The organism is Pedosphaera parvula Ellin514, from assembly GCF_000172555.1.
GTDB lineage: Bacteria > Verrucomicrobiota > Verrucomicrobiia > Limisphaerales > Pedosphaeraceae > Pedosphaera.
In genome coordinates this window covers 13,123-28,367 of the sequence record NZ_ABOX02000048.1, presented here as the reverse complement: position 1 = coordinate 28,367, position 15,245 = coordinate 13,123, and the positions used below count along the sequence as shown (strand labels likewise).

The following is a 15,245-nucleotide window of genomic DNA, read 5'->3' as shown; positions in this document are numbered from 1 at the left end:
CGATCTTTATCTTCGTGCCGGCAGCGCGAAGGCAACGTAAGCATCGCCTGTGGGAGTGCCCAATTTGCCGCCACCAGTTGCCGCGACAACGACGAATTGTTGGCCGTTGACTTCGTAGGTGGCTGGCGGGGCTGTGCCGGTCCAAGGCAATTTGGCTGACCAAAGTTCCTGGCCGGTTTCCTTATCGAAGGCGCGGATTTTATTATCGCGAGTGCCGGCGCAAAAGACGAGGCCGCCAGCGGTGACAATGGGCCCGCCAAGGTTTTCCGTGCCGGTGTTCTTAATTCCCTGTTTCGTCAATTCTTCGTGTTCGCCCAAAGGAACCCGCCAGGCGATTTTGCCGGTATTGAGATCGATGCAATTGAGCGTGCCCCACGGTGGTTTGCTGGCGAGATATCCATCCTGATCGACGAACTTGTTGTAGCCATTGAAGCTGTACCGAGGACGTTCAGATTTTTCCGTGGAGACTGGCAATGGACGATCGCGGAGCAACAGAAAATCGACCAGGGATTTAAGGTCTGTTTCGGTGATATCAGGCTGGCCGGGCATGGAATTTTTTCCGTTACGGATTTGTTGAACGATGGCTGCATCGGTCATGCGGTGGCGCAGTCCACGCAATGGAGGACAGGTGGCGATGCCGATGCGGTTATTGCCATGGCAGGCTGCGCAACGTTGTTCGTAGACAACCTGACCGGGAGTCTTGGGTGCATGTGGGTCGTCAGGCGGATCATCGTCGCGGAAGAGTGAAATAATCCAGGGAATTCGGTTGGCACTGACATAGAGCCGTCCGGTGGTTGGATCGACACAGGCGCCGGTCCATTCCGCTCCGCCGAGCAGACCGAAAAAGAGGTTCATTTTGCCTTCGCTAAAGGGACGGAACCACCCGGTAGTGGAACTCTTGAACTTGCTGAGGACATATTCGTGCGCTTCGTCGGAGCGATCGGTAATGTCGGCGAGCGTGAAGTCTTGTTTGGCGAAAGGCTGAGGGAGTTCAAGATCGGGTTGGTAAGGCCAGGTTTGTTCGCCGGGCAGATCGCTGGTGGGTGCGCGACGCAGGCGGAAGGGGAAGATCGGTTTTCCGGTGACGCGATCAAGGAGGAGAGTGTTGCCGATTTTGGTGACGGCAGTGACGACATCGATCCGCTTCCCATCCCGCGTGATGGTGGTCAGGTTGGGCGGTGCGGGGATATCCAAATCCCAGATGTCGTGGCGTATCTCTTGAAAATGCCAGAGACGTTTTCCGGTGCGGGCATCAAGCGCAATGAGGCAGTTGGCAAAAAGGTTTTGACCAAGATGGCGTGTGCCGATGAAATTTTCCTTGGGCGAACCGGTGGTGATGAACGCGATGCCGCGAGTTTCGTCCAGCGCCATGCCGGCCCAACAATTCGCACCGTAATGCTCAAGACGGTCCCAGGTATCCGCTCCAAACTCGCCGGGCTGAGGGATGGTGTGAAAAGTCCAACGATGAGCACCGGTGACGGCATCGAAAGCCCAAACGTCCTTCTCAAAGCCGGGCACGATAATGGTGTGATCGTAAATGGCGGGTGCGGCGGTGGCAGCTCCGAAGTCGCCTTGAGCCGCGCCGGGCAGTTCGATACGGCCATCGCGTCCAAAATCGGTCAGTAGGTGCCCTGTTTTCGGATTGAGAGCGTAAAGAAACCTGCCCGCGCAAAACATAACCCTTTCGCTGATACCGTTGCTCCCGGTCCAGTAGATCAGGCCGCGAAAGGCGGGGCGGCCATCGGGTTTGAAGCGCCAGAGTTCTTCGCCCGTGGCAGCATTGACCGCCACGATGCATTTGCCGGGAGTTGGCGCAAACATCACGCCGTTGGCGATAATGGGATTGCACTGGATATTTCCGGCGGCGTCCTTGGAATGATAAGTCCAGGCGACCTGGAGGTCTTTGACGTTCTGGCAGGTAATTTGGGTCAGGCCGGAGTAACGCGTGCCGGCGTTGTCGCCTTGTGACCGATGCCAGATGAGAAAGGATTCCGGTTTGGGCGTTGCCTGTGCGGGAGTCAGTTCGTCCGGTTTAGCAGCGGGGATTTCCTGATAGAGAGGGAGTTTTTCACGTTCCCTGGCATCCTCCACGGCCCAGTAATCGGTGGCATGCCGGGGATTTTCTGTGGGTTGTTGCAATTGGGTGACCAGGTGATCGAGACCGGTGAGGTTTTGGCGCAACCGTGTTTCAGCATCTTCATCCGTGTGATTGAGAATCCCGATTGGCCCTTGCCAGCCGCTGGTGGCGATGGTTCGCAGAAGTTTTAAATCGAGATCGCCTTGACCGATGGGGAGAACCATCTGGCCATGTTTATCACCTTCACGAACCATGCCATTCAGGTTGAGCGCGACCAGGTAAGGTTTGATTCGTTGCAATAACTCGGGAAAGCGATCTAGATCATCGTGGCCATGATGGAGGTTGTAAACGATGCCGACATTGGTGACGGCTTGAGATCGGAGCAGAGTGATGATGGCGATCTGGTTGTCAGGATTGCCGAACCAACCGCCGTGGTTATAGAGAGCGACGGTGCAGTGGATTTGCGCGGCGGCTTCGGCGATGGCACGAATGCGTGCGGCTTCGGAAACGATGCGCGCAGTTTGTTCCTTGGCGCCATGGGTTGCCTCGCCACCACCCATCACCCAGAGCTGAGGTTGGAGGTTATGACGTTTCAGGAGGTCAAGGATGAGACGGGCTTCGTCGTTCATGGCGGTTGGAAACCACCAGGCGAGGAGTTGGATGTGATGACGTCGGAGAGTTTCAATCTCGGCATCAAACGAGGGGATGTGTTCAGCGCGGTAATCGTAGGCGAAGAGTTTGAAACCGAGGTTTTCGAGCATGGCGGCGCGTTCCTCCGGGCCACGCTTTTTCGCATCAAAGGGAACGATGCACCAGGCCACGAGATTGGTATGGTTGAAAAGGGCGGTGTTGAGATTGGCGGGGTCTTTCGCAGCTGCAAGTTGCGCATGCCCTGGGAGTGCGAAGAAGGGAAGACAAAGTAGAGCGGCGATGCAAAGTGTGAGGAACCTGTTCATTGATTGGAGGCAATGAATAGCAGACGTGTGAATTGGTCAAGGAAATCAAGTGATGGGAGGTGCAGAGAGACGGGTTGGAAACCAAGTTGAGCCGGTAGCAACCTGGCTGACTTGTTTCGGAAAGCTCCTGCTGAGACTAGTGATTGGGCAGGAGGTGCAACTTCATTGCCGGTGAGCATGATTAAGACGTCGGTGTTACCAGATGGCAATTACGAGGGTATGGGGTTCGCACCCAGTGGTCAACCGAGCGAGGGGTTGGTATAAAAGCCCCCGAGCCTAAACCCCGGGAAGTTTTTTACCAGCCTGCCAATACAAATAATGCCGCACTGCCGAACTGGAGGAGAGGATGAAGAGAATGAAGAAAAGCCGAAAGGCTCATGACTACGATTGCATTGCCCTGGCCTGCCAGGGCGGCGGTTCTCTCGGCGCGTATCATATTGGCGCGCTCAAGGCGATGGAAGCGGCCGACTATTCACCTGATATCATTGCGGGCATTTCCATCGGGGCGTTTACTGCCGCCATCATTGCCGGAAATGAGCCTCAGAACCGGGTCAGCCAGCTGAACGCATTTTGGAAGGAGATCGCCTGGCCGGACTTTTTCAGGGTTCCGGAGGGCCTGGCCGATCTCAAGAAATGGCACAATCAATTCAGTTCCTACCAAGGTTTTCTCTTTGGCCAGCCCAGCTTCTTTATGCCCCGCTTTCCCACTCCGCCATATCAACCCGCCGGGTCGCTGGGGGCCACGAGCTTTTACGACACCGCCGCACTGGAGACAACTCTCGCTAAATATGTCGATTTTGACCTCATTAACGTCCGGAAAAAAGCACGCCTCATCCTCGGGGCCACCCACGTCCGGAACGGCCATCAGCATTTCTTTGACAGCAGAGTCTGCAAACTGAATGTGACTCATGTTGTGGCCAGCGGAGCCATGCCTCCGGGATTCCCCGGCACTTCCATCAATGGCCAACTTTATTGGGATGGCGGCTGCCTGTCCAACACTCCACTAGACGGAATATACGACGCGGCCGCCCACAAGAATACGCTTTGCTTCATGATCGACCTCTTTGGACCGAACGGTCAGGAGCCCCAAAATATGGATGAAGTGCTTCTGACGATAAAGGAACTCCAGTTCAGCAGCCGGACGCGGAACCAAAGCAGGCAGGTGGCCGACCGGCATTATCTGGCACACTTGCTGCACCACGTGGTGCAGCAGAAGCCCGCAGGCCGCCCCCGTCTGCGTCAAGTGACGAAACAATTGCACGAAGCGGTAGCGCCAACGCTGTTTGACATTCTGCATATCATCTACCGCAAGCCGCCCAGTGAAGTACCGACCTGCGACTGCGAGTTTTCCCAATCCTCCATCCTCGCTCGATCCGATCAAGGTTGCCGGGACATGGAGAGAGCTTTAAGGAAAATGTCACAGCTTCACCGCGAACATAAAAAATATCGCAAACTGCACGCGATTGGTTCTGTGGTTCGCACCTTTGCTGACGGACATTTGCTGGACTCCTACTTTCCCAACAGCACCAAACCTTCGGGCAGGACGCGACGGGTGGAGCAGCTCTCCTGACCAGGGGTTCTCTGACACGGTGGATTCTTTAATGTCCAGTCATCGACTTTTGTTTTTCCATATGCTCAAAGGATAAACGCGAGGATCATACAGGCGAAGACGCCCAACCTTGCTGGTTGCGACACGGGCCACACTGTTTGTAGCTCCCCCGTGACCTCACTTGGGGATATGACGAATTTACGATGACTGCCTTCCAGTTCGTAACAGGCAGATACCTTATAAAAAAGACCAGTCTCAAGACTTGAGACTGGTCATTCGAACCATAGGACATCCCTACAACGATGCCCTATACATATAATACGTAACCAAACGGGAGAATATTTCATGATAATTCAAGAAGACGGCAATTAGTAGTTGTCGCCAGGGAGGTAAATTGCAGGAACTGGGCTGGATTGCCGCCGCCGAAGGCGTCTGCAAAGGGGGCGGCAGCGATGAATTGGCCCGAAGCGGAGGCAAGCCGGACTGGTTTATTTGAGAATTGGGCCTCGAAGATGAGAATTCTTGAAAGATTCTGCCTCCAGCCTCCGTATTTATTATGGCACTATGCGCGAAGGCACTGGAACCATCCTACTGGCAGAGGACAACGAAGCTGATGCGGGCTTATTGATAAGCGCATTTGAGAGTTGGGGTGTGAGGAATCCCATCTCAGTGGTTAAAGACGGAAACGAAGCCGTCGCTTATTTGCTCGGCGCGGAAAAGTATCAGGATCGCTATGAATTTCCCATGCCCAGCCTGATTCTACTCGATGTGCACATGGCCCACCTTGGCGGTTTTGGCACGTTGGACTGGATTCGCAAACGCAGCGAGTACGATCATATTCCTGTGATTCTTCTCACCGGAACCCCGCAGCCTATCGATGTTGAGAAAGCGTACCTCATGGGGGCCAACTCATTTCTTATAAAGACGCAGAAACTGGACGAATTTAGAAGGAGGATCGAGGAAATTAACGTTTTCGTGCTACAGGCCAGATTTCCGTATGCGAGACTGTGTTATAATTTTTAGACCGAAACCCGCCATGAACTGTTAGGGTGAGGGAAGGTGGAAGCGAGGGGAGAATATCGAGCTTTTCCCGGTGAGGCTGGATTTGCGGGATGGCAGCGTGATCCGATTGCGGAGCAGGGCTTTACCTCGAATAAGCGATATTTCTTCAAGCCTGAAATTCCAACAAATAGTTTAGTTTTCCTTCAACGTGGCAGATTTTCGAGTTGGGGAGGAATAAAGTTCGGCAGCTAAGAGCGCGTATCGAGAGGGTATTGCGGGTTTGAGGCCGGGGAATGCAGATGGAAATAAGAGTTTATGGCTTATTGAAATGGGAGGAAGTTGTTTGGGGTTTCCAAATTTGGAATTTGGTCTACTTTGAGCGTAATGGCTGACTTGGAAAATCCTGCTTTAAAGCATTTTATTGCCCAGATTGGCACTGAGTTGGTTTTCGCCCAGGTGCTGATTCGTCGCAGTGATGGCAACTACCATCTCAGGCACGTGGAGGATCGGGAACAACTGGCGGAATCCTTGAGAGAGCTTAGGTTGCCTGAGGTTAGAAGCTGGGCGCAACATACAGAGGCAGGAGCATTCAGGCCCTTAAAATCCGCGCCGAACTTGAAGCGTGGATGGAGATTGGTCGTCGCGGATGCTGAGGGGTTGGGCATGGCGCTGGATGCATTTTATCCGGGAGCGATCGCGGATTGGCATGCCGTGAGAGCAGGGAATCCATCGGTGACAGATTTTCGGGAGTTCACGGGGCGACAGTCGGGGATGTATCGGATAACGGCCATGTTGAATGACGCACAGGCCGGGCGGGTGATCGAGGCTTGTTGCAACCGGAAGTTTTGCTTAAAGCAACGCCTTTGGACAGTGGCCGGATTGGGGGCAGATTCAGTGGAGACAAAAAGTTTGATTCCATGCCTGGAGCCGTGCGCGGTATTCATGGAGTTTGCGCGTAAGGCGATGCGAATGGAACAACAAGAGAAGCTGCGGTGGGATTTGGCTCCAGACGAAGTGAAGACACTGGAGGCGGTTTTAAAGGAAGGGGTGAACCAGACGGATGCATCTTTGCGGGAAGGGGATGTGGGGGCTGCCAATAATCCACGAAGAATTCAATTGGTGTTGGAGAAATTGAAGCCGCTGTTGACCCTTACAAACAGGGATAACGACGTATAACTTGCGGGTAATCTTATGATGACAATTAAATACTTTTCTCGTTGGTGCGCGACGGTGGTGGCTTTGATTGGTTGGCATGGGTTTTATGATGCGAGCGTGTTTGCCGAGGACGTGGTTATCAAGAGCCCTGGGATCGTGGCAGTTGACACCGTGAACTCGATCCAGGCGACGAATTCCGTCGCAATGACTAATAATCCAGAAGCGGACAAGGGGTGGAAGGAAGTGATGAAGGCATCGCAATCGCCGATGATTCCAGTTGAATGGCAGCAGAAGCAGCCAACATTGGAAGAACAGCAGGCGTTTTTTGTGCCATTGCTGACTCAGGGCGCAGACAAGGCGAGGGACTTTTATACGAAGTATCCGAATCATCCAAAAGCTGACGAAGCCAAAAAGAAGGAAGTTATGTTGCTGAGCATCGCGGCGAAAAGATTTGGCGACACGAATCAGGTGGCGAGATTGGATAAGTTAGACAAAACGATTTTGGCAGTTGAGAGCCCTGCAACGCAAAAAGAGTTATCGCCCGAAGATCAGGAAGTCAGGAAGCAACTGCCAGAGATCCAAAAATTGGTGAACGGTTTGCCTGGAACTTTGAATCAATTGGAGGCAAAGGCCCATGAACTACTGAAGGAATATCCGAAGCATCAAATTGGTTTCGAGTTGCTGATGATAGCCTCGCAGATGGAACAGGGGGAGAAAGCAAAAGCAGTTTTGCAGGAGATTGCCGCGAATGAAGCGGCACCGGAGCAGTTTAGAAATGAGGCGATGGACAAGTTGAAGCAGTTGGACCGGTTAGGGAAGCCGGTGGAGATCAAGTTCACCGCGATTGATGGCCGCAAAGTTGATTTGTCACAGATGCAGGGCAAGGTTGTGCTGGTGGATTTCTGGGCTACATGGTGCGGGCCGTGCGTGGCAGAAATCCCCCACGTGAAGGAGGTTTACGAAAAATTTCATCCAAAGGGTTTTGAAGTCGTAGGCATCAGCCTGGATCAAGAACAGGAAAGTCTGGAAAAATTTGTAAAGGAAAAGGAATTGCCATGGCCTCAGTATTTTGATGGCAAGGGATGGGAAAATAAATTTGCCCAGCAATATGGAATCCGTGGAATTCCGGCGATGTGGCTGGTGGATAAGCGCGGTAATTTGCAGAGTGTAAATGCCAGAGGGGATCTGGAGGGCACGGTTGAGAAATTGCTGGCGGAGTAGGGTGACGAAATGGTTTGTATGATCGAGTTTGCTCGGGCTTAATCCAAGGGATTGTACTATGGATTCGCTTGAGCACCTGCTATGGCATAACGGACATTTTCTGGGAATCGACTGGAGTGTTTGGAAATGTATTGGCTGGATGGGAAATGCTATTTTCTCCACCCGGTTCGTGGTGCAGTGGTATGCCACTGAAAAACGCAAACAAGTGGTCGTGCCAGCTGCTTTCTGGTGGTTGAGTTTGACTGGTTCCCTGCTGTTGCTCTCCTACGCGCTTTTTTATCAGCACGACTCAGTGTTTATTTTTGCCTATGCCTTCACCTGGATTCCGTATATTCGGAATTTGATCATCCAGCGACGTCATGCGGAGGCACACCTGCAATGTTCCGAATGCGAAGCTGTATGCGCTCCCAAATCCAATTTTTGTTCGACTTGTGGCGCTGACTTAAAATCCGCGCCCAGCCAGATGCAGCACTAGGCTGTGCCGCATCCAGCGAGAAAATTTGAAGGAGAATATTACTTCTTAGGGGCAACGCCAGTTGTGCCGGCCTGAGGAGGAGCAGTGATGTATGGGCGGTACTTCTCTATGACGGGATTGAAATCGGGATGTGCCTTTGAATAAGCAAGCAACCTGTTCCAAAAGTCATTGGCCCAAGGAGCTCCAAAGCCGTTAAATTGAGCGATGACCTTTTCAGCCTCATCAGCCTGAGCCTTGGCCATCTTTGATTGATGAGTGAGGTAAAGATTTACACCGGCACTGAATATGAAAACGAGAGCCAGGGTGGTGATAAGCAGCAGCCGTAAAGAACGAACTTGTGCCTGCAGATCATTAAGAGCAGAGTCGGCCGACGCTTGAGGATTGGTTTCGTTCATGAGCTATTTGGTTGCAGGTTTGGAAGGGGTGGTGGATGTGCCGAGGGTAGGATGGCCTTCCGGGAAAACCTGCTGCAAGAGGTGATTCATATCCGGGTTGGGATTTCTTTTGCTATACTCCAGTGTGTCATTGATCAGAGATTGAACCAGGTTGCGGGAGCTATTAACCGCTATCAACCTTGGCTGCAGGGAACGGGCTTTTATGACTGCGAATGTGTATCGAAAGATCTGAAAGCACGTTATCAGCGTACTTACCAGCAACAGCCCGGCAAGCACAGCCGCGAATTGGTTGTTTTTCATATTTCGGTGAGTCTAATCAGTCTATGATGGTTGTCCAATGCGTTTTTGACAGCTTGGGGCGGGAAAGATTCAGAAATTACCTAAAATGAAAACTTCGCATGCGTCCGATTGAAACAAAAGATGCTTGATTTTGGTATCTGAAAATTGCAATGTCCCAAGTCTTGTAATTATTTGTCGGTGCCAGAATCGGGCCCAAACAAATCATTGAATAAGAGGATCACTTGGCTAAAGAAGAACCAATTGAAGTTACCGGTGCCGTAACTCAGGTATTACCCGGCACCATGTTCCGTGTTGCGCTGCCTAACGGACATGAAGTTTTGGCTCACATTTCCGGCAAGATGCGCAAAAACTTCATCCGGATAAGTGTTGGAGATAGAGTGAATGTCCAGATGTCTCCTTATGATCTGGCCAAAGCACGCATCACCTTCCGCCACACTTAACCTCTTTTCCGTAATAAACTACCGGTGGACGGAACTCTCATTTCAAATTTGGGAATCCGCGTAATCACGTGGCAGCCGGCAGCATCCACGCCCAAGTAGCTGCCTTCAGCTATTGCTGAGGTGGTATCAAGCAAATGAAAACTGTTATAATCAAATGAGTTTCCAGGATCTATGGTTGGTGTTTGCCCCACCACGCCTTCTCCTTCGACGGCAGTAATCTCGCCACGCTCATTAGTTACGACCCACTTTCGGCCCTTGATGGTGACTGGAATGTCAGTCTCGTTATGGATACTGATGTAATAAACAAAGCAATAGGGGCGGTCAGGTGGAGTTTCAGCTTCCGGGTAAAACATTACCTTATCCACGGTTACCCGTAGCCCGGCAGGTTCAATGAACTTTGCTCTATCCTTCACTAAAAAATATTCAGTTTAACGAGGGGCCTGACCAGCCAGGCTAAGGTTGAGTTCAATATCGTCAGAAACTTTATCCTCGAGATTGCCCTTGTTAATGCCAAAATCGCTTCGCTTGACGGTGAATGTTGATCGAATCACCAGGAGGTCACCTTTTAGGTTGGGGAAGCGATCTTTCAGTTTGTCCTTGAGGTAGGTAAGTTTGACTGGGGCAGCTATTTTTTTGGAGACTCCTTTGATCGTCAAGGTGCCGGTCACATCCGCCGTGGTTACATTGCCGGCAGTCTTTACGTTTTCGAGGCTGATGGTTTCAAAAGTAATTTGAGGATATTTGGCGACATCCAGCCATTTGTCACTATGAAGATGCCCTTTCATTGTGGGATTGGGAACATGCAACGAGGCTGATTCCACAATAATTTTGCCATTAAGAGTGTCTTGTTTTTCGGGATCGAAAGAAACGGTGCCAGAGATGCCGCTGGCTGTGCCGTTGATGGATTCCAAGGGGGCATCGGTCTTAAACACGACGTTGTTAACCCCTTTAGGATCCTTGAAATCAAATTCCTGCGGAGCGGCAAATGCCCCGAATTGGAGGCAGGCCAGAGTGATGATGAGCGCAGATTTCTTCATACATTGAAGCTTATCAAGTTACTCCTTAGAAAGCACTTATTTTTTCTCGTGAAAATCAGGATGTGGCTGCCGACTGCGGGAATGCGGATGAAACAAAGACTGTTGGATTTCCGGGTCATTCCTTCCGGGCAGGCACGGAATGGGTTTAATGCGGGCAACTGCATTCGCGACCGTGTTCGTTCGTCAGTGCGGGTTTCTTTTTAAAGAAAAATGAGCTGGCACTGAGCACCGCGGCAAATGCCAGTCCACCAAACAAAAAATCCATTCCCGGCACGAATTGTTTTTCGTAAACAATCTTCTCGAGTTCGGTAACGGGATCTTTCTCCTTGTGGGCAACCGAGGTTTTCGTCCAGCCGAGATTCGGTCCGCCGAAAAACCAGAAAGCCAAAATTATCAAGGTGAGGATTAGCGCAAACACGCGCAGCTTTGTTCTCATGTCGAGAAGAGTATCTGTTCCACAGTTTTTGGCCAAGCGCCACGTTGCCGCCGAAGAAAAGGTGAGTTTTACCGAATGCCAAAATTAATTTCCGAAATGGGGAAAAGAACCGGAAGGAAGGCAGAAAATAAGTCTGCAGAAAGTGGAGACTGATGAGTCATGGGCTTGGGGACGGGGAAATTCATTAGTCATTGGGAGCAGGTGCTTTTGGTTTGAGGTGGCGCTGTAGGCCTTGCCTCAAATCAAAATCCCTCCTGCCATTCGGAAATTTCTTTCGGCATTCGGTATAGAATCAACTTTTCGCACGGGTTTAATGCTTCACATATCAGTGGCAGTCTGTTTTTCTATTACCTTGCCTATGAGAACGCTTTTGATCGGTGTTGATAGTGGAACGCAATCCACCAAGGTATTGGTGGTGGATGCACAGAACGGCAAAGTCCTGGCCTCGGCTGCCCAGGCGTATGATTTGCTGCCCAACCTTCCGCCTGGCGCGAAGGAGCAACATCCGCATACCTGGCGTGAGGCCACTGGGAGCGCGATCCGGCAGGCGTTACGGGCAGCCAAGGCGGTGGCTGCCGAAGTAAAAGCCATCGGCGTCAGCGGGCAGCAGCACGGGTTTGTGCCCCTGGATGAGAAGGGCGAAGTGATTCGCCCGGCCAAGCTCTGGTGTGACACGAGCACTGAGGCAGAGTGCGCTGAAATTACGGAAAAACTTGGCGGCCCCAAGGCGACGATCAAGACGCTGGGGAATGCGGTGCTGCCCGGGTTTACCGCTTCGAAAATATTATGGCTCAAAAATCATGAGCCAAAAAATTATCAACGCCTGGCCACAGTGCTTTTGCCGCACGATTACCTGAATTTTTGGCTGACGGGTGAGAAGGCGATGGAATATGGCGACGCGAGCGGCACCGCGCTGTTGGATGTGCGCAAACGCAAATGGGCGCAAGCGGCCATTGACGCGATTGATCCCGAGTTAATGGGGAAGCTTCCGCCGCTCAGCTCCAGTGATGCGCCGGTTGGCAAACTGCAATCGGCGACCGCCCGGATGCTGGACTTGAACACGGACGTGCTGGTCAGTGCCGGAGGGGGCGACAATATGATGGGCGCCATCGGAACTGGTAATGTCAACCCGGGCGTTATTACCGCGAGCTTTGGAACCAGCGGCACCATTTATGCCTGCGCGGAAAAGCCGGTGGTGGATCCCAAAGGAGAGATTGCTGCCTTCTGCGATTCCACGAATCGTTGGCTGCCGCTCCTATGCACCATGAACGTAACCACCGCGACCGAGTTGGTTCGCAATGCGGCAGGCTGGAATCATGAGAAATTTTCAGCAATGATTTCGCGGGTGCCGGTTGGTTCAGGTGGATTGATTCTGCTGCCCTATCTTGAAGGTGAAAGAACGCCAAATGTGCCAGCTGGGACGGGCGTTTTGATGGGAGTAAGCCAGCGCACTTATAATCTCGACTACCAGGCGCGCGCTGCCATGGAGGGTGTTACCATGGGGATGAACTATGGATTGCGGCGACTGGCCGAGTTGGGAGTCAAACCAACCCAGATTCGTGCGACCGGTGGCGGTGCCAGGTCGAAGGTATGGCGTCAAATCATGGCCGATATTTTCAATGCGGAAGTGGTCACACTCAAGGTCAGTGAAGGTGCGGCATACGGTGCCGCGTTACAGGCGCTTTGGTGTCTGCGCCAGCAACAGGGCGAAAAAATTACGATCAAGGAGATCACCGACAAGTTCATCGAATTAAACAAGGAAGAGACGGCTCTACCAGACAGCAAGAACGTGGAGACTTATCGGCAACTGCAGGAATTGCAGGATGAAATGTCTGCCAGTCTGCGTGATGTATTTGTGAAGCATCGGCGATTTGTATCGCGGTAAAATAGCACCCGCTCGACAACGTGGGTGCATTTGCTAAGTTGGTCGTATGAGTTTCGTCGCTGAGTTTAACGCATTGCCCCTGGATGCCCTGGTAAAGCGGGCGCTTTCCACAGCTGTCGCTGCGGTGCGTGAAAGCATGGTGAAAGGTCAATTATCGTTGACTGATTTCACACACCTGATTTCACCTGTTGGCGGCGAGGAACTTGAATCCCTCTGCAATCGCTCACAGGCAATCACCCGGCAACGTTTTGGCAAAGTCATTCGACTTTTCGCGCCGCTTTATCTTTCCAACGAGTGCATCAATAATTGCAAATACTGCGGGTTCTCCCGGGACAATGCCATTCTTCGCGTGACTTTATCGGTTGAAGAGGTGGTGCGTGAGGCACGGGCGCTGAAGGAGCAGGGGTTTCGTAATATTTTACTGGTCGCGGGCGAACATCCCAAATTTGTTTCCAATGGTTACATGGCTGAATGCGTGCGAGTGCTGCACGAGGAAATTCCGAGCATCTCGCTTGAGGTCGGCCCGATGGAAACGGAGGAGTATCGGCCCATTGTGGAAGCTGGCGCGGATGGGTTGGTCGTGTATCAGGAGACTTATGATCGTGCAGTCTATAATGATATGCACACAGCCGGACCAAAACGGAATTTTGATTGGCGATTGGAAACCCCGGAGCGCGCTTATGCAGCGGGGTTTCGCAGGTTGGGTATTGGAGCGTTGTATGGTTTAAGTGACTGGCGGATGGAAGCTATTTCCGTGGCAGCACATGCCGCCTATTTATTGCGTACGTGCTGGAAATCGCAGGTCACTATTTCATTACCACGGCTAAGACCTTGTGCGGGTGAGTTTCAGCCGCTCACACACCTGAGTGATCGTGAACTGGTTCAATTGGTTTGTGCGTTTCGCCTATTCCTGCCGGATGTGGGATTGGTGCTTTCGACCCGTGAACCGTCCAAACTGCGGGACGGGTTGATTCCGCTGGGCGTTACGATGATCAGTGCGGGCAGCCATACGGAACCGGGAGGATATACGGGAGCTGGAAAGGAAAAAATTCATCATACGGAGCGGGGAAGAATTGTGGAATTAGCAGCCGGAGCGAGTGAATGGTCACCAGCGAATAATCGAGCAACTAACGCGACCGGCCAGTTCGATATTGCAGACGAACGTTCGCCGCAGGAAATGGCGGAATTGATTCGTCGATTGGGTTACGAACCGGTTTGGAAGGACTGGGATGCGGCGCTGACGGCTTGAACCAAATGTGCGATTAGTCCACATGTTATGAAACTACCCACCATACAAGGAATTATCCGGAGAAGAATCCTGGTGAATTACCGCGTGGATTCGGTGGTGATGCAGCGGCAGTTGCCAGAAAAGTTTCGGCCCAAGTTGCATAACGGTTTTGCGATTGGTGGAATTTGTTTAATCAAGTTGGAGGAAATACGTCCGAAAGGAATGCCGGCATTTTTGGGGATTAGCAGCGAGAATGCGGCGCATCGGGTGGCTGTATTATGGGATGATGAACAGGGAAAGGCTCAGGAAGGAGTGTATATTCCGCGGCGGGATACGAATTCACGATTGAATCAAATTGCGGGCGGACGGTTTTTTCCCGGTGAACAGCATGCGGCCAAATTTGCGGTGGCCGATGACGGAGAGGCCGTGGATTTTTCGTTGAATTCAGAAGATGGACAAGTGGCTGTTGCGATTCAGGCACGCACAGCCAAACAATTGCCGAAAAGTTCCGGATTTTTAACACTGGAAGAAGCTTCTCAATTTTTTGAACCTGGCGCGCTGGGTTATTCTGCAACGAAAGGTGGTTTGAAACTTGATGGCATCCGGTTGAAGACCATGAATTGGAAGGTGGAGGCTTTGGATGTGGAGCGCGTGCGTTCCAGCTATTTTGATGAAAAATCAAAGTTTCCTGAAGGATCGGTTTCATTCGATTGTGCTTTGATTATGCGCAATATCGAGCATGAATGGCACACGGAACAGGAGTTGCACGTTTAGATGGGGATATTGTGGATACACCTTTTGTCATCGCCAATGGGCAACGAATAGCAACGCGGTTGCCATTGACCATTGAAGAGTTTCTTTTGACCCAGAAATTGTTGCCCCGTAGCGTGGTGGTGGAACATAACGGTGAGGCAGTGGCGCCTTCGGAATTTGCAGCGCGACAGTTGGCTTCAGGGGATCGTCTGGAGATCGTCAAGATAGTGGCCGGTGGTTGAATTTTGTAGTAAACTTCTCAAGGGCTTTGAGGGCATGCGTTTACAGGATTTCCTTGTCCGAAGCCTGGATAATTCTTTGATTAAAAGCAGCGAA

16 protein-coding genes are annotated in these 15,245 nt (G+C 51.9%); 10 read left to right on the top strand and 6 right to left on the bottom strand.

Translation table 11 applies throughout. The features are described 5' to 3' along the window. Positions 1 to 6 precede the first annotated feature (6 nt). Positions 7 to 3,033, bottom strand: coding sequence for an outer membrane protein assembly factor BamB family protein (locus tag CFLAV_RS25640; RefSeq protein ID WP_007417791.1), 3,027 nt, complete (start codon positions 3,031 to 3,033; stop codon positions 7 to 9). Between the two features lie 355 nt (positions 3,034 to 3,388). Here CFLAV_RS25640 and CFLAV_RS25630 point away from each other — a divergent pair, with 355 nt between their 5' ends. The 5 genes from CFLAV_RS25630 (at position 3,389) to CFLAV_RS25605 (ending at position 8,435) form a co-directional block, all read left to right on the top strand. Beyond that, positions 3,389 to 4,603: a patatin-like phospholipase family protein gene (locus CFLAV_RS25630; protein WP_007417790.1), complete on the top strand. Its 1,215-nt coding sequence runs from the start codon at positions 3,389 to 3,391 to the stop codon at positions 4,601 to 4,603. A 543-nt stretch (positions 4,604 to 5,146) separates the two neighbouring features. Further along, entirely contained in the window at positions 5,147 to 5,605 is a 459-nt protein-coding gene (locus CFLAV_RS25625) for a response regulator (protein WP_007417789.1), read from the top strand. Between the two features lie 363 nt (positions 5,606 to 5,968). After that, complete coding sequence (locus CFLAV_RS25615) at positions 5,969 to 6,760, top strand: DR2241 family protein (protein ID WP_007417788.1); 792 nt, start codon at positions 5,969 to 5,971, stop codon at positions 6,758 to 6,760. A gap of 15 nt (positions 6,761 to 6,775) precedes the next feature. After that, positions 6,776 to 7,960: a TlpA family protein disulfide reductase gene (locus tag CFLAV_RS33180; protein ID WP_007417787.1), complete on the top strand. Its 1,185-nt coding sequence runs from the start codon at positions 6,776 to 6,778 to the stop codon at positions 7,958 to 7,960. Between the two features lie 58 nt (positions 7,961 to 8,018). Beyond that, entirely contained in the window at positions 8,019 to 8,435 is a 417-nt protein-coding gene (locus tag CFLAV_RS25605; RefSeq protein ID WP_007417786.1) for a lipid-A-disaccharide synthase N-terminal domain-containing protein, read from the top strand. 38 nt (positions 8,436 to 8,473) lie between these two features. Here the strand turns inward: CFLAV_RS25605 and CFLAV_RS25600 are convergent, their stop codons facing one another. Both CFLAV_RS25600 and CFLAV_RS25595 read right to left on the bottom strand, forming a co-directional pair. Continuing rightward, the gene (locus CFLAV_RS25600; RefSeq protein WP_007417785.1) at positions 8,474 to 8,830 is read right to left on the bottom strand and encodes a hypothetical protein; all 357 of its coding nucleotides are present in this window, start codon (positions 8,828 to 8,830) and stop codon (positions 8,474 to 8,476) included. A gap of 3 nt (positions 8,831 to 8,833) precedes the next feature. Continuing rightward, entirely contained in the window at positions 8,834 to 9,130 is a 297-nt protein-coding gene (locus CFLAV_RS25595) for a hypothetical protein (RefSeq protein ID WP_007417784.1), read from the bottom strand. 221 nt (positions 9,131 to 9,351) lie between these two features. Here CFLAV_RS25595 and infA point away from each other — a divergent pair, with 221 nt between their 5' ends. Next, a complete protein-coding gene (gene infA, locus CFLAV_RS25590) occupies positions 9,352 to 9,570 on the top strand; it encodes a translation initiation factor IF-1 (RefSeq protein WP_040550192.1) in 219 nt (72 codons plus the stop codon). Here infA and CFLAV_RS25585 read toward each other — a convergent pair. The 3 genes from CFLAV_RS25585 to CFLAV_RS25575 all read right to left on the bottom strand — a co-directional run bounded on the left by CFLAV_RS25585 (position 9,567) and on the right by CFLAV_RS25575 (position 11,043). Then, positions 9,567 to 9,983 carry a Co(2+)/Mg(2+) efflux protein ApaG gene (locus CFLAV_RS25585; RefSeq protein ID WP_040550190.1) on the bottom strand — a complete coding sequence of 139 codons (417 nt, stop codon included), beginning with the start codon at positions 9,981 to 9,983 and terminating at the stop codon, positions 9,567 to 9,569. The two genes, infA and CFLAV_RS25585, sit on opposite strands and share 4 nt — an antisense overlap. Before the next feature lie 15 nt (positions 9,984 to 9,998). Next, positions 9,999 to 10,607 carry a YceI family protein gene (locus tag CFLAV_RS25580; RefSeq protein WP_007417781.1) on the bottom strand — a complete coding sequence of 203 codons (609 nt, stop codon included), beginning with the start codon at positions 10,605 to 10,607 and terminating at the stop codon, positions 9,999 to 10,001. A gap of 145 nt (positions 10,608 to 10,752) precedes the next feature. Continuing rightward, positions 10,753 to 11,043, bottom strand: coding sequence for a hypothetical protein (locus tag CFLAV_RS25575; RefSeq protein ID WP_007417780.1), 291 nt, complete (start codon positions 11,041 to 11,043; stop codon positions 10,753 to 10,755). Positions 11,044 to 11,401: 358 nt separating this feature from the next. On the opposite strand from CFLAV_RS25575, the gene xylB reads away from it, so the two are divergent. Genes xylB through thiS form a run of 4 tightly spaced genes read left to right on the top strand, consistent with a single transcriptional unit; the run spans position 11,402 to position 15,151 of the window. Continuing rightward, positions 11,402 to 12,928, top strand: a complete 1,527-nt coding sequence (gene xylB, locus CFLAV_RS25570; protein ID WP_007417779.1) for a xylulokinase — start codon at positions 11,402 to 11,404, stop codon at positions 12,926 to 12,928. Positions 12,929 to 12,974: 46 nt separating this feature from the next. After that, positions 12,975 to 14,177 (top strand): 2-iminoacetate synthase ThiH, encoded by a 1,203-nt coding sequence (gene thiH / locus CFLAV_RS25565; protein WP_007417778.1) that lies wholly within the window; start codon positions 12,975 to 12,977, stop codon positions 14,175 to 14,177. A 27-nt stretch (positions 14,178 to 14,204) separates the two neighbouring features. Then, positions 14,205 to 14,930, top strand: coding sequence for a DUF2071 domain-containing protein (locus CFLAV_RS25560; protein WP_007417777.1), 726 nt, complete (start codon positions 14,205 to 14,207; stop codon positions 14,928 to 14,930). Positions 14,931 to 14,941: 11 nt separating this feature from the next. Beyond that, a complete protein-coding gene (gene thiS, locus CFLAV_RS25555) occupies positions 14,942 to 15,151 on the top strand; it encodes a sulfur carrier protein ThiS (protein ID WP_040550188.1) in 210 nt (69 codons plus the stop codon). The last annotated feature ends 94 nt before the right edge of the window (positions 15,152 to 15,245 follow it).

Bases quoted from the DNA above. Each gene is read 5' to 3' on its own strand.
- CFLAV_RS25580 (WP_007417781.1), bottom strand. From the start codon at position 10,607: ATGAAGAAATCTGCGCTCATCATCACTCTGGCCTGCCTCCAATTCGGG.
- CFLAV_RS25630 (WP_007417790.1), top strand. From the start codon at position 3,389: ATGAAGAAAAGCCGAAAGGCTCATGACTACGATTGCATTGCCCTGGCC.
- thiH (WP_007417778.1), top strand. From the start codon at position 12,975: ATGAGTTTCGTCGCTGAGTTTAACGCATTGCCCCTGGATGCCCTGGTA.
- CFLAV_RS25625 (WP_007417789.1), top strand. From the start codon at position 5,147: ATGCGCGAAGGCACTGGAACCATCCTACTGGCAGAGGACAACGAAGCT.
- CFLAV_RS25615 (WP_007417788.1), top strand. From the start codon at position 5,969: ATGGCTGACTTGGAAAATCCTGCTTTAAAGCATTTTATTGCCCAGATT.
- CFLAV_RS25595 (WP_007417784.1), bottom strand. From the start codon at position 9,130: ATGAAAAACAACCAATTCGCGGCTGTGCTTGCCGGGCTGTTGCTGGTA.
- xylB (WP_007417779.1), top strand. From the start codon at position 11,402: ATGAGAACGCTTTTGATCGGTGTTGATAGTGGAACGCAATCCACCAAG.
- CFLAV_RS25640 (WP_007417791.1), bottom strand. From the start codon at position 3,033: ATGAACAGGTTCCTCACACTTTGCATCGCCGCTCTACTTTGTCTTCCC.
- CFLAV_RS25560 (WP_007417777.1), top strand. From the start codon at position 14,205: ATGAAACTACCCACCATACAAGGAATTATCCGGAGAAGAATCCTGGTG.
- CFLAV_RS25600 (WP_007417785.1), bottom strand. From the start codon at position 8,830: ATGAACGAAACCAATCCTCAAGCGTCGGCCGACTCTGCTCTTAATGAT.
- CFLAV_RS33180 (WP_007417787.1), top strand. From the start codon at position 6,776: ATGATGACAATTAAATACTTTTCTCGTTGGTGCGCGACGGTGGTGGCT.
- CFLAV_RS25575 (WP_007417780.1), bottom strand. From the start codon at position 11,043: ATGAGAACAAAGCTGCGCGTGTTTGCGCTAATCCTCACCTTGATAATT.
- CFLAV_RS25605 (WP_007417786.1), top strand. From the start codon at position 8,019: ATGGATTCGCTTGAGCACCTGCTATGGCATAACGGACATTTTCTGGGA.